This is a genomic window from Nostoc sp. 'Peltigera membranacea cyanobiont' 232 (assembly GCF_002245985.1).
In the GTDB taxonomy this organism is placed as follows: Bacteria; Cyanobacteriota; Cyanobacteriia; order Cyanobacteriales; family Nostocaceae; genus Nostoc.
The window spans coordinates 1-13,991 of the sequence record NZ_NOLK01000191.1 but is presented as its reverse complement, the minus strand read 5'-3'; the positions used below and the strand labels follow the sequence as shown (position 1 = coordinate 13,991).

Genomic DNA, 13,991 nt, shown 5'->3' with positions numbered 1-13,991 from the left:
GTGGGACGATCCAGACATCCCAAAATATTCATGAGCGTGGATTTTCCCGAACCTGATGCACCCATAATCGAGACATATTCCCCTTCCTCAATGGAGAGTTCAATTCCTTTAAGTATTGGAACACTAAAACATTTTCAACTTGACCGACTTGAAAATCTACTTCCGCATTCATCCCAGAACGCAGTAGTCTTTGAGGGTCTGAAAGTGATACTCTGACTTCAAAACTGGTGACGTTTTGCTCTACTATTGCTTGGGCTGCGATTTGGCTGACTTTACCTTCAAAGGTTTTTCCTGGGTAGGCATCTGCTGTAATCGAGACTTTTTGACCAAGGCTGATTTTGGAAATATTTGTTTCTGCTAAATTTGCGACAACTTCATTTGTTGAAGCTAGAGATAAGATTGAAGAAGAAGAAGAAGAAGCTACTTCACTACTAGCAGTTGTGGGTGTCACGAAAGCACCTGGATCGGCAAATTTCTTTGTCACCACCCCATCAAAAGGGGCACGAATGATCGTGTCATTGATTTCGGCTTGGATGTTTTGCAGCGAACCACGAGCAGATGTTACCTGGGCGCGGGCTGCGTTAATGTCTTCTTGGCGCGTTCCGGCTTTCAAAAGTGCCAAAGCTTGCTGTCTCTGTTTTACCACAGCTTTTGCTTGCTCGATGTCTTCTGGACGTGACCCAGCTTTTTGTAATCCCAGTGCTTGCTGTGCTTCATTGACACTAGCTTGGGCGCTGTCGCGAGTGGCACGGATTTGGTTAAGAGTCTGAAGGGAGATACCGCCTGCATTGTAAAGCTGTTGATTGCGAACCAAATCGTCTTCTCCTTGGCGAAGGGTGGCTTGAGCGCTTTGCAAACGTGCCTGTGCTTGGCCAATATCTTGAGAGCGATTACCTGCTTGTACTTTTTGCAAATTCGCCTCAGCTTCGTCTAATACTCCTTGTGCTTGAGCAATATCTTGAGGACGATTACCTGCGATCGCTTTTTGCAAATTCGCCTCGGCTTGTGCCAATTGTCCTTGAGCAGAGGTGAGTTGCCCCCGCAGATTGGAATCATCCATGTAAGCGACAATCTGTCCTTGTTTGACGATATCCCCTTCCTTCGCCAGCAGTGTTTTCAAAATGCCGGAATTTTTCGGGCTGAGATTAATCGATCGCTCAGGCTTTACCGTTCCGTTTGCTGAAACTGTGATTGTTAAACTCTGCCTTTGTACAGGTCTTGTCAGCACCCGACGGCTAGCTTGTTGCTGGGAAACAACGGCTACTTGATAATAAACTGCATAGCCAATTCCCCCCAAAAGGCAAAAAGCAATTAGCCAAGAGAGCCAATTTCGTCTGCCCTTTTTTTTCTTTATCTCTGGAAGCGAAACTGATGAATCTACGGTATTTGGTGTATCAACTTTCATGTCCATTTTGTCTATAAGGAACGGCTACCAAGCTGGTTGTTCAAGGCTAAAACTATAACCTGGTAGCCTTTATACTGACAATTATTTTGGGTTAAGAGTGTTTTAAAGGTTTATTTGCAGTACTAACCCACTAGGAAGTCTGAAATAATCATCACGGACTCTTACTAATCTTCCAGCAGGAACAATTTCCTGACTGGGAAGAAGAATATCTCCGTTGGGAAGTCTGAAGTAACCTTGATTACGCAATCTGGCTATGGATCTAGCAGGAATAATTTGCCCATTGGGATATCTGATATCACCATTACCAAGTCTGACTACTCTGCTATAGGATTGGTTGTCACGGTTCCAATTATCCCGATCTCTAGAGTTTCTGACTTCTCCAGGATAGGATCTGCCGTTGCGGTTCCAATTATTTCTGTCTCCATTTCCATCTTCTCTATAGTTGCGTCTGCCGTCGCGATCGCGGTTCAAATTACTTCTGTCTCCAGGGTTTCCATCTTCTCTGGAGTCGCGTCTGCCGTCACGATCCCGATCTTGATTGTTCTGAGCAACAGAGTAGGCTTTCGTCTGGGCACTTGCAGGGGCAGTCAACAGAGTGGGAACAATTATCAGGGCCGCAGCAGCTAAGACTATCGATATACGGTTTGGTTTCAACATGGAATTAAATCCTTATTTAGATTAAAGTTCTATTTGGCTTAGGTTCCGATTCAGCAATCTTGAATAGTTGCTTTTGTTTTGGTATCAAGGTGTTTGATATTCACCTCATCGTATAAATTCATACATAATAATTATCGTTCAAAAACTTGAAACCAATGTATGACCAAAGTCATAAGTAATTCCAAAGTTATGTATGACCAAAGTCATCAGTTTTTTTAATGGGGAATAGGAGATGAATGAAAATATTAAATTTAACTGGTCGCGCCAGGATTCCCCGACTTCGGCCCATCTTGTCGGGGAGGAATGGCGCTCCGGGACTGGGGACTGGCGACTGGGAAGAGTTTTCAAAACTTGGGTAGTGGTCTGAATCCCCATCCAAGTTTTCCCAGTCCCCAGTCCCTAATCCCCAGTCCCCAGTCCTTCGTTCAATCCTGTATTGGTGCAATTCCTTGCCAAACAATATCCACAAAACTTTGAAGAAATGCCGATATTTCTGTGGCACGATCTTCAGAATTCAAGTAAGTTTCTATTGGTAAATTTGCCGTTTCTATACTGATTTGAGACGAAATTTGTTCTAAGAAAACGTAGTTCATCAGCGATCCGAGTAAAATATGAGCCACTGTCTGGGGATCGCAAGGGCGAAGGCGATTTTGGTTTATTTCATGCTCTAGGAAAGCGGTCAGTGCTTTGATATCTCGTATGGGTCTGGGTTCTTTACCTCCAGGTTCTGGAAACGCATTGCCTCGCGATCGCAGTATCACGATCAGAGGCAGCACCTCACGATAGAATTCCATTATCTTGAAGCAAATATTGATTAGATTTTCTTTGAGATTGCCTTTGCCACAAAGAGATTCCAACTCGTTCACCCAGAGGGGTTTTTCTGGAATTCCCATAGCCGCAAAAAATAATTCTTCTTTCGTTGAGAATCGCTTGAAAATTGAAGCTTCAGAAATCCCAGCCTGTTGAGCAATTTCTAAGGTTGAAGCACCAAATCCATGTTGCAGGAAAACTTGACGAGCCGCTTCTAATATTTGCTGATTGGTGATTCTGGGTATGCGAGCCATAAATAAGTAAGTGGTTACTTATTAATGTATTGCCTTAGTGATAGGGATGTCAAGAGCTAATGACGTAAGATTTTGCTACCGTCAAGAGCGGAGATCGTTTAAGCTAGCTGAAAGATTCTTTGATTAGTGGCTTAAAGGCGGTAATGTGCCTAAACATGTTCGTTTGATTTCTTTTCTAATGGTCTGTAGTTTGTGGAGTATGCCAAAAGCCGCTAACGCGCAGGCATTAATACCCCATACACTGCAACTAGATGGGACAAAGTTAGAGAAGCAGGGGTTGAGTCTGGCACAAGAGGCGGCTCAACTAGCTCAGTTTCAACAGGTTGAATTAGCTTTGCCACGAGCGCGTCTGGCTAGTCAACTAGCTCCGAAGAATGATAAGGTATGGTTGCTCTTAGGTGGATTGCAACTACAGACCAAAGAGTTTGACGGGGCGATCGCTAGTTTGAAAAAAGCGCAATCTCTCAACCCAAAAAATGGTGATATTTTGTTTGCTTTGGGTTCAGCTAATTTTCAGCAGAAAAATTACCAAGCAGCTGTTGTCAATTACCAAGACGGTTTGAAGTTAAAACCCAACGATCCAGAAGGGTTATTTGACTTGGGTAATGCTTACTTTCTGCTGGGTCGATTGCCGGATGCGATCGCACAGTACGATAAAGCAGTCTCTCAAGATAAAAAATTCTGGCCAGCGCTCAACAACATTGGCTTAATCAACTACGAACAGGGTAATATTCCCGAAGCGATTAAGCGGTGGCAATCTGCTGTAACCCTTGATAAACAAGCCGCAGAACCTTTGTTGGCTTTGGCAGTGGCACTGTACACTAAAGGCGATCGCCAACAAGGATTAAGCTTAGGAGAAGCCGCACTCCGCATCGATCAGCGCTATGCTAATTTGAATTTTCTCAAAGAAAACCTCTGGGGCGATCGCCTACTGTCTGATACGAAAAAATTCTTAGAATTACCCCGTATTCAAGCAGCCCTACAGCAACGAGAAAACTCATCATCAGCCCCCAAACAACAGCCTACGCAATAATTAAGGGACTTCCAACTAAAAAAATATCCCATTGCTTTGTAGATAGGGGGGCAGGCCGCTCTTAGGGACTTCCAAAAAATAAAATATACAGTAGGGTGTGTTAGGCGAAAGCCGTAACGCACCGAGATATCTGGCGGTGCGTTACGCTGTCGCTAACGCACCCTACAAAATTGGATATTTTTTTAATTGGAAGTCCCTTAGCTGGGGGAGGAACGATCGTGTTAAGTCTATAAATTGAGATAATTTATTTTTTGGAGTTCCCCAACAGACGCGATTAATCGCGTCTGTTAAATATTTCAACTCATAACTCATGACTTTCCTATTACCCCTTGCTTAACAGTACCTTTTCGTAGTACACCTATACTAACTAAAGACGGGAAATAGTCGCCCAAAAACCTTTGCGGGCGATTATTCCTGAAATCAGTCGTCAATTCTCACTGGTTGTCTGTGGGTAGAAGTGCAATGATTTGGTCAACAAACTGTTGATGGTCAACAACTGGCTTAGAAATGTAGCCATCAGCACCGCTTTGCTTAAGAAAATTCTCGCGATCGCCTTCCATAGCATGTGCTGTCACCAAAATAACAGGTAAGTTTGCTGTTTTTGGATCGGATTTTAACATTTGTGTAATCTTGATTCCATCAACAGATTTACCTTGGTAAACACTTCTCGACAGAGAAACATCCATCAAAATTAGGTCGGCTTCTCCTGATTGGGCAATTTTTATTACTTCCTCAACATTTTCAGTATGTTTCACTCCTAAGCCGCCGCGCTTGGACAAAATCTTGGAAAAAACGCGGGCATTAATTAGATCGTCTTCGACAATTAAAACAGTTTTCATGAGAATTTTAGTAATAGAGGTAGATGTAAGGAGCTTAGGCAATTCAAAATTACAAACGAGAAAATGCAGTCATGGGAAGTATCCTGGCTATGGAGTCTATACAAATTAAGTGTGCAGCAGATTATCATTCTATTAAAACAGCCACTTGCTATCCGTTCCCTTTTTAATAGTCTATGTACATCCTTGTCATCAAGGATGATACTACTGCTTTTTCTTTTATGACTATCAATATTTTGTTAGGAATCCCACTTCATCCGTTATGCTGTGGTTGCTGCAATATTGAGTTCCGCCAGCTTTTGTGTAGTTAAATTTCAGGGAAAAAACTCATGGCAAAACAGTTAAACCTTCTCTCAACGGGACAGGTAATTCCAACAGCCCTGCACACCGAGATGCAACGGTCTTATCTCGAATATGCCATGAGCGTAATTGTCGGGCGAGCGCTACCAGACGTGCGTGATGGCTTAAAACCAGTGCATCGCCGCATTTTATATGCAATGCACGAACTCGGTTTAGTACCAGATAGACCCTATCGAAAATGTGCCCGTGTAGTGGGTGATGTGTTGGGTAAATACCATCCCCACGGCGACCAATCAGTTTACGATGCCTTAGTCAGGTTAGTGCAGGATTTTTCTAGCCGCTATCCTTTGCTAGCTGGACACGGGAACTTTGGCAGCGTCGATAATGACCCGCCGGCGGCGATGCGTTACACAGAAACGCGCCTCGCACCCATCAGTCATGAGGGAATGCTGACAGAAATCGGCGAAGAAACGGTGGAATTTGTCGGGAACTTCGATAATTCCCAGCAAGAACCAACGGTTTTACCCGCTCAATTGCCCTTTCTGTTGCTCAATGGCTGTTCTGGGATTGCTGTGGGAATGGCGACAAATGTTCCACCGCACAACTTAGGGGAAGTTGTGGATGGGTTAATCGCTTTAATCGACAACCCAGATTTGTCAGATGAAAAATTATTCGAGCTAATTCCAGGGCCAGACTTTCCCACTGGTGGAGAAATAATTGGTGAAACTGGAATTCGGGAAGCATACACCACAGGTAAAGGTGGAATTTTGCTGCGGGGAGTTGCAACTCTGGAGGAAATTCCAGCTGCTAGAGGAAGCAAGCGACGGACGGCAATTATCATTACAGAATTGCCTTATCAAGTGAATAAGGCCGCCTGGATTGAGAAGGTAGCGGACTTAGTAAATCAAGGACGTTTGCAAGGAATTTCCGATCTTCGGGATGAGAGCGATCGCGAAGGGATGCGAGTCGTAATTGAACTCAAACGCGATACCAATCCCCAAGAAGTTCTCCAGCATTTGTATCACCAAACTGCTTTACAAATGACCTTTGGGGCAATTCTCTTAGCAATAGTGGATGGACAACCCCGCCAGTTAAGTTTGCGTCAACTGTTGCAAGAATTTTTGAGTTTCCGCGAAGAGACGCTGAACCGTCGCTACAATTACGAGTTGGGGAAAGCTCAAAGTCGCGTGCATTTGGTAGAAGGTTTACTTAAAGCCCTATCTAATTTGGATCGGGTAATTGAAATTTTACGGCAAGCTCCCGATGGAAGTACGGCAAAAATAAATCTTTGTAGCCAACTAGATTTGAGTGAGGTACAAGGAGATGCAATTTTGGCGATGCCGTTGCGCCGCCTCACCAGTTTAGAACAGCAAAATTTGCAGCAAGAATTTGAGCAAGTTAGCGAACAAATTAGTTCGCTAGAACAATTACTTAACGATCGCCGCGAATTACTCAAGGCGCTGAAAAAAGAATTGCGATCGCTCAAGCGCAAATACAGCGATCCCCGGCGGACAAAAATCGGAGAAGAACAAAAGTCTAAGGCAGAGGAGCAGAGGAGCAGAGGAGCAGAGGAGGAAGAGGAAAATCTGAAATCTTCTGAACCGGCAGAAGAAGCAATTTTAGAATTTACCCAACGGGGTTATGTCCGTCGCACCCAACCATCTGGGAGAAAGTCAAAAGCTGAAAATGGTCTGCATGATAATGACTTCATTATCCAAACTGTGTTGACTGACACCCAAAAAGATTTACTAATCCTAACTGGTGGCGGCAAAGTCTACCCTGTGAATGTGGGAGAAATTCCCCCAACAACTGGTCGTTCTCCACGGGGAAAACCTTTGATTACTATGCTCAGTAATACTGCTCAAGGCGCTCAAGAAGCTGTGGTTAGCCGCTTTGTACTACCGGACAATCTCGAAACTCAGCAGATGATTCTCTTAACAAAACAGGGAAGAATTAAGCGTCTGTCTTTGGGAGAATTCACTAACTTGACGCGGCGCGGAATCACGATTTTGAAGCTCAAAGACGATGATGAATTGTCATTTACCCAATTCACCGCTCCAGGAGCGCATCTAATTTTAGCTAGTTCCGGTGGGCGAGTGTTGCGCTTTGTAGCCAATGATGAACAATTACCCGTTATGGGTCGCGCAGCAATGGGTTTACAAGCATTTCGACTATTGAAAAATCAGCAAATGGTTGGCTGTGTCACTGTCGGCAAAGATGACCAACTGCTGCTAGTTACTCAAGAAGGATATGCCAAGCGGATGGCTGCAAGTCACTTAAGAGCGGCTAATCGCGGCGATTTAGGGACGCAAACGCTGAAATTTGCTAGCAAAACTGATAATTTAGCTGGTATGGTTATAGCGATCGCATCTGCCGAGGTCGCTTTAGTGACGAATAAAGAGCGGGTGGTGCGAATACCTGTGGAAACCGTGCCGATTTTAGGTAGAGATGTGAAAGGTGAAAGTATTATCCAACTCAACCGCGATGAAAAAATCATTACTGTTGCGGAAGTGCGATCGTAAATCAGAGTGATGTTCAACTTGCGACAAGCCAACTTGCAGGATTTAGAGGCGCTAATCTAACTGCGTCTCGAACTCCTGCGCGAGGTTGGCGAAATTAAAGGTGACTCTGACACCGCAAATCTAGCGGACGCAACTCGAAAATATCTTGACGAAAAAATGCCGTCAGGTGAGTTTTTAGCTTGGGTAGCTGAAGTGGATAGTCAAATTGTCGCCACTAGCGGCTTAGTATTTTTTCAACGACCCCCTTACAACGGCAATCTCTCAGGCTTAGAAGCCTACATTATGAACGTGTATACAATTCCGATGTGGCGAGGACTGGGAATTGCTACAGCATTGTTAAAGGAAATTATCAGCTTTGTGAGAGCAACTGAAGCAAAACGCCTCTGGCTTCACGCCACTGAGGATGGTAAACCTATGTATGAGAAGTTTGGTTTTGTCTTGACTTCAAAAGAAATGGAAATTGTCTACTACTGACTTAAATTATCAATATATTTTTCATTTAAAATAATAACATCTATCTAGATAAAGGAATTCACATAAATTATTTGATAATTAGTCTCAATAAAGTTATATTGTTTATAAGGCTAAAAATCTGGATAACATTTCTTCTCCCTCAGTAAATCTCACTGAAGGTTGATGTTTTAATATGTATAAATAGCTATATCCATTTATGTCAAGGTATGGAAACAAAAGTATAAAACATGTTGCCTTTCTAAAAATATTTGTTATATTAGTTTACATAAGGCAATAAACCTTAAAAATTAAGTTTGGAGTCCGAACCATGACAAACGTAAGCACAACAAAAGTAACTACTCCTGTAATTGAAGATCGCAACGCTTGGCGCTGGGGCTTTACCCCACAAGCAGAAGTTTGGAACGGTCGTTTGGCAATGATTGGCTTTTCAGCAGCCATTTTGGTTGAAGTTTTCTCTGGTCAAGGCTTCCTACATTTTTGGGGCATCCTGTAAGTTTTAATATCTAAGATGACCTATAAATAAAAAAACCTGGAGTGCTAATTCACTACCAGGTTTTTTATTTGTTTGTCATTTGTCAGTTGTCATTTGTCATTTGTTTATTTACTAATGACCAATGACTAATGATTAATAACTACCGAATATATTCCTTGAGAACGCTGTTACGATTGGGGTGGCGTAACTTACGAAGTGCCTTCGCCTCAATTTGACGAATCCGTTCGCGGGTAACGTTGAAAATCTGTCCGATTTCCTCAAGGGTCTTCATCCGACCATCATCCAAGCCGTAACGTAGTCTGAGGACATCGCGTTCGCGGGGGCTGAGACTGTCGAGGACTTTTTCCAAGTCTTCGCGCAGAAGATTTTTGGATACTTGGTCTTCTGGTGTCTCACCATCGGATTCAATAAAATCGCCCAATCGAGAATCTTCTTCTTTACCAATAGGCGTTTCTAGTGAAATAGGCAACTGGGCGGATTTAGCAATAAACCGCAACTTCTCAATGGTCATTTCCATCCGAGTAGCGATTTCTTCTTCGGTGGGTTTGCGACCCATTTCTTGAGATAGCAACTTGGTAGTTTTCTTAATCCGAGAGATGGTTTCGTAAAGGTGAACTGGAAGACGAATTGTACGGGATTGATCTGCGATCGCGCGGGTAATTGCTTGACGAATCCACCATGTAGCATAAGTGGAGAACTTATAGCCTTTTTCGTGGTCAAACTTTTCAGCGGCACGAATCAAACCGAGACTGCCTTCCTGAATTAAGTCTTGGAACGACAAACCACGATTCATGTACTTCTTGGCAATTGAAACCACAAGACGGAGGTTAGATTGCACCATCTTATCTTTCGCTCTGCGACCAACATGCAGGCGATAACGAAAAGCTGGTAAGGGCAGTTGGACTGCTTCTGCCCATTCACTATCTCGAGGATCGCGATCCAATTGTTCTGAGAGTCTTTCCCGCACTCTCTCTAATTCCAGCAAATCGGCGATTTTCCGCGCCAATTCGATTTCTTCGTCTGCCCGCAACAGCCGAATTCTACCAATTTCTTGCAAGTAAAGCCGAATGGAATCTTCTGTGTAATGCTTTTTCTTGCTTTGTGTCCGACGACGCGATTTAGCGGCTTTTCCAGACTTTGCGTCGTCCTCATCAGTCTGAGGCTCTAAAAATTCATCGTCACCTTCATCGATGATAAGCAAGTCCTCTTCATCATCTATTAAGAGTTCTTCTAACTCGAGCTCAGGCTGATTCATTATTTCTAGGTCAGGCTGATATATGCTTTCGAGTACGTTGTTAGCCTGGTTCATGCCGCGTTCCTCATGCTCCTTGCAGAATCAATTACTCAAGATGTGTTTACTGCTCTTTTAAACGAGCCAATTGTCAACCGAAAATAAGTTTTTTGGCAGATTTGCCAGAAATATTTTCGGACATTTTACACCTCCTGTTGGAGGTTTTTTAGTTTAGTTTAAGCCATCTATAAAAGTGATTTGCTCACCTTAGTAAATGTTATATGTGTTGCTATCACATACTGCTTTCAACTAACTGGTCAAAAAAAATACTCGTCTTTCTAAAAAAATTTGCCACTCTATACTAATGAGTTCAGACTGTTGGCAGATTTTCCTATAAAGACTCTTCCGATTGTAGCCTGTTTCACAGAAATTGCACTCTTTTTGTGTATTAATCATGAACTCTCACAGCAATTGTTAGCCACTATTACCAAAAAGACATTAAAAACGGGAGTTATACCCTTAAATTTTTCTCAACTTTTCGGAATTGTAGTGACGCTCTTATTACATTACAAGGTAAGTATGCTTGCTCCTGCCCGGTTCTATGTATTTTACACAACACTAACTACTTAGAAATAGTGCATTTTATGTTAACTCAGATGAGAAGTCTTAATCTACCCATTTTTACATTTCCTTCATAAATTACGCATTCCTGAGATTAAAGCTAGTCTTTCGATTGGGTAAATACAACCAGGGTGGTGGTGCTTGCCTTAAAGCAGTTAACCGTCTGCTTACTAATTACCTTAACTGAGGAGTTGAGGCTTTGGCAGAATTGACCTGATAGTAGATCAATTTAGGTTTAACTAATTCAGCCTTATTCACACGTTAGCGCACTGTGGCGATTTCAGCCCTATGAAACTTGACAAACTCTTCTTATTGTATACAAGGATATTTTAATCAATTCAAAAACAATTTGTCCTGTGAACTCGCTAGTATAGTCCTATTTTAGGCAAAAGTTCATTAGATACATACGATACAATAGCGATCGCCACGGCAGTATATGAAGATATTAACAAGTTTTCAGCCAGATGGTGTGTGCTTTCAGTAGCCATTACCCCAAACCGAGAGAATCAAGAAGATTACCTAATGATTTTAGTTACAAAGCTTTTTTGCGTAAAAGAATTGTAAATTTAAATACTTTTATTTCGGTAAGTTTCTGTCATCTTATGATGAGAAATCCCCAAGATACCTATTAATTGCTGTTTGATAGATGATATTCAGTTATTTTATTAAAGGATAACAAATGTGTTTCTAGTTGGTAGACAAAATTAATTAGCTAGTACTGCTTCTCTACGAAACGCTACGCGTTCGATAATTCGTAATTACTATTGTGTAAGGGTTTTAGACATTTCAAATGGGTGGCTGATTTCCGCCGAACTGTACTAGTCAGTGCAAAGAGTTTTGTCTTGACTAACTTTCCAATAAAATTGGTAGTTTTACTAACACTTAAATATTGAATTTTTGTAAAATATTGACAATAAGCAAATTATATGATTTTCCACTAAGTAGAACAGGGTAAATAATTAAAGGTTTGTAGTGAGAACTAAAGTTCTCAAATCAGGACTAAAGTCCTTGCTACGAACTGATTTTCGCTAAAGTTACATTACTTTACATAGTTTTTTTTTCAAGTCGTTCTACTTAACTTAGAATTCACCTAAGAGCTAGGGAATAAGAAACCGCAGAGTGGATACAATATTTATAGATTCCTTAGTTTGTCATCAGCCAAAAGAAGTATTTTTATAGCAATTTCGGATATAAAAAAGGTAATGGGTGAAAACGGATCGCTCATTACCAATGTCACAAATTATTTAAGTAGTGCTAGGGAATTGATCTTAAATATCTAAATCAGTGAAGTTGAGTTTAGAACCATAAGTTTCGATAAATTCTCGTCTAGGTGCGACGCGATCGCCCATTAAAATTGTGAAGATGCGATCGGCTTCAGCAGCATCCTCAATTTCAACTTGCTTCATTTTGCGGGTTTCTGGGTTCATGGTGGTGTCCCAGAGTTGTTGGGGCATCATTTCACCCAAACCTTTGAAGCGTTGGATGGTGTAGTTGGCGTTAGCGGGGAATTTGGCGATCGCTTGATTTTTTTCGCGATCGCTATAGCAGTACTCATGATTACGTCCCCGTTCGACTTTAAACAGTGGAGGACAAGCAATATAAATAAAGCCTTGTTCGATGAGTGCCCGTTGATATCGATAGAAGAATGTTAACAGCAAAGTACGGATGTGCGCTCCATCTACGTCAGCATCCGTCATAATAACTATGCGGTGATAACGCAGTTGGGTAGAATCGAATTCATCACCTTTGACACCTAGACCGAGGGCTGTAATTAACGATTGAACTTCGTTATTTTTATAAATTTTAGCGTCATCGGTTTTTTCAATGTTGAGGATTTTACCACGTAGAGGCAAAATAGCTTGAGTGCGGCGATCGCGTCCTTGTTTGGCACTTCCGCCGGCTGAGTCGCCTTCGACGATGAATATCTCAGATTCGCTAGGATCGCGAGAACTACAATCTGCCAATTTACCGGGTAATGGCGAAGATTCTAGTACAGATTTGCGCCGAACTAATTCCCGCGCATGACGGGCTGCTTCTGCGGCTTTGAAAGCTTGGATAGCTTTATCTAAAATTGAATCTGCGATCGCCGGATGAAATTCTAGATATTCGGTGAGGACTTCTCCCACCAAAGAATCGACAATCCCCCGCACTTCAGTGTTACCGAGTTTGGTCTTGGTTTGTCCTTCAAATTCTGGATCTGGGACTTTAACGGAAATTACCGCAGTCAAACCTTCCCGGACGTGTTCGCCACTGAGGTTAGTTTCATTCTCTTTAATTTTATTGCGCTTACGTGCGATCGCATTTAATGTCCGAGTTAGAACTGCCTTCAAGCCTTCTAAGTGCGTACCACCATCCACAGTACGAATATTGTTAGCAAAACCTAGTACATTATCCGTATAAGCATCAGTACACCATTGCAAAGAAACTTCCACTTGTACGTTGTTGCGTTCGCCCTGTACATAGATAATTTCTTCATGCAGAGGTTGCTTCTCGCGGTTCATGTACGCGATATATTCTTTAATGCCACCCTTGTAATTGTACGATTCTACCTTCGGTGTATCGCTTTTTAGTAACTCCAGACGGTGGTCAGTAAAGGTAATTTTGACACCTGCATTTAGATACGCCAATTCGCGTAGGCGACCTGATAAAGTGATGTAATCAAACTCAATGCTAGTTGTAAAGATTTGGGTATCTGGCTTGAAGGTGACAGAAGTTCCAGTTCTAGCTTCTTTGTAAGGCTTTGCTTGCAGTTCAGTAACTGGGATACCGCGTTCATAGCGTTGGAGATAAACCTTTTTATCTCGCCAAACTGTAACTTCTACAACCTCAGATAGGGCATTAACAACAGAAATACCAACCCCGTGCAATCCTCCAGAAACCTTATAGCCACCGCCGCCAAACTTACCACCAGCGTGTAGTACAGTCATCACGGTTTCTAAAGCTGATTTACCAGTGCGCGAGTGAGTATCAACGGGAATACCGCGACCATCATCTGTTACAGTCACAGAACCATCAGCGTTGATATCCACTTCTATATGAGTGCAATGACCCGCCAAAGCCTCATCGATTGAATTGTCCACCACCTCGTAAACTAAATGGTGGAGTCCTCGCGGCCCAGTGGTACCGATGTACATTCCTGGTCTTTTGCGGACGGCTTCCAGACCTTCCAGAACTTGAATCTGATCGGCACTGTAACTGCTCGTCATGTAAACTCTCCTGATGCGTGGGGTTAAACTCGCCTAAAATTAATTAAAAGCAAAAACACTCCAAAATTGTAGCACAAAAGCCTTGCTAGCGTCTGTAGGGCTTTTTCAAGAGAAGTTTATACTAGGGTTGCACTACCGTGGAAGAGGGG

The 13,991-nt window shown here is 42.5% G+C and carries 10 protein-coding genes and 1 pseudogene; 4 read left to right on the top strand and 7 right to left on the bottom strand.

Features of this window, described 5'->3' with window-relative positions; all coding sequences use genetic code 11:
• The 4 genes and pseudogenes from CDG79_RS35015 to CDG79_RS35000 form a co-directional block, all read right to left on the bottom strand.
• Positions 1 to 116 (bottom strand): ATP-binding cassette domain-containing protein (locus CDG79_RS35015; protein ID WP_143855669.1); only part of this gene is annotated, 116 nt, incomplete at its 3' end.
• Between the two features lie 5 nt (positions 117 to 121).
• Positions 122 to 1,405, bottom strand: a pseudogene (locus CDG79_RS35010) (HlyD family secretion protein); the annotation flags it as partial.
• A 102-nt stretch (positions 1,406 to 1,507) separates the two neighbouring features.
• Positions 1,508 to 2,062 (bottom strand): hypothetical protein, encoded by a 555-nt coding sequence (locus tag CDG79_RS35005; protein WP_094346208.1) that lies wholly within the window; start codon positions 2,060 to 2,062, stop codon positions 1,508 to 1,510.
• Between the two features lie 425 nt (positions 2,063 to 2,487).
• Positions 2,488 to 3,126, bottom strand: coding sequence for a TetR/AcrR family transcriptional regulator (locus CDG79_RS35000; protein WP_094346207.1), 639 nt, complete (start codon positions 3,124 to 3,126; stop codon positions 2,488 to 2,490).
• 145 nt (positions 3,127 to 3,271) lie between these two features.
• On the opposite strand from CDG79_RS35000, the gene CDG79_RS34995 reads away from it, so the two are divergent.
• Positions 3,272 to 4,159 (top strand): tetratricopeptide repeat protein, encoded by an 888-nt coding sequence (locus CDG79_RS34995; RefSeq protein ID WP_094332809.1) that lies wholly within the window; start codon positions 3,272 to 3,274, stop codon positions 4,157 to 4,159.
• Positions 4,160 to 4,593: 434 nt separating this feature from the next.
• On the opposite strand, the gene CDG79_RS34990 is transcribed toward CDG79_RS34995, so the two are convergent.
• Positions 4,594 to 4,998, bottom strand: coding sequence for a response regulator (locus CDG79_RS34990; protein WP_094332808.1), 405 nt, complete (start codon positions 4,996 to 4,998; stop codon positions 4,594 to 4,596).
• Positions 4,999 to 5,324: 326 nt separating this feature from the next.
• On the opposite strand from CDG79_RS34990, the gene gyrA reads away from it, so the two are divergent.
• From gyrA to CDG79_RS34975, 3 genes are all read left to right on the top strand, one after another.
• Entirely contained in the window at positions 5,325 to 7,817 is a 2,493-nt protein-coding gene (gyrA, locus tag CDG79_RS34985) for a DNA gyrase subunit A (protein WP_094346206.1), read from the top strand.
• Positions 7,818 to 7,877: 60 nt separating this feature from the next.
• Positions 7,878 to 8,291 carry a GNAT family N-acetyltransferase gene (locus tag CDG79_RS34980; protein ID WP_317616641.1) on the top strand — a complete coding sequence of 138 codons (414 nt, stop codon included), beginning with the start codon at positions 7,878 to 7,880 and terminating at the stop codon, positions 8,289 to 8,291.
• 307 nt (positions 8,292 to 8,598) lie between these two features.
• On the top strand, positions 8,599 to 8,784 hold the full coding sequence (locus CDG79_RS34975) for a chlorophyll a/b-binding protein (RefSeq protein WP_094332805.1): 186 nt from the start codon (positions 8,599 to 8,601) through the stop codon (positions 8,782 to 8,784).
• Positions 8,785 to 8,923: 139 nt separating this feature from the next.
• Here the strand turns inward: CDG79_RS34975 and rpoD are convergent, their stop codons facing one another.
• Together rpoD and gyrB are read right to left on the bottom strand one after the other, a co-directional pair.
• Positions 8,924 to 10,093, bottom strand: a complete 1,170-nt coding sequence (gene rpoD, locus CDG79_RS34970; RefSeq protein ID WP_094346204.1) for an RNA polymerase sigma factor RpoD — start codon at positions 10,091 to 10,093, stop codon at positions 8,924 to 8,926.
• Between the two features lie 1,811 nt (positions 10,094 to 11,904).
• Positions 11,905 to 13,842, bottom strand: a complete 1,938-nt coding sequence (gene gyrB, locus CDG79_RS34960; RefSeq protein ID WP_094346203.1) for a DNA topoisomerase (ATP-hydrolyzing) subunit B — start codon at positions 13,840 to 13,842, stop codon at positions 11,905 to 11,907.
• Positions 13,843 to 13,991: the final 149 nt, after the last annotated feature.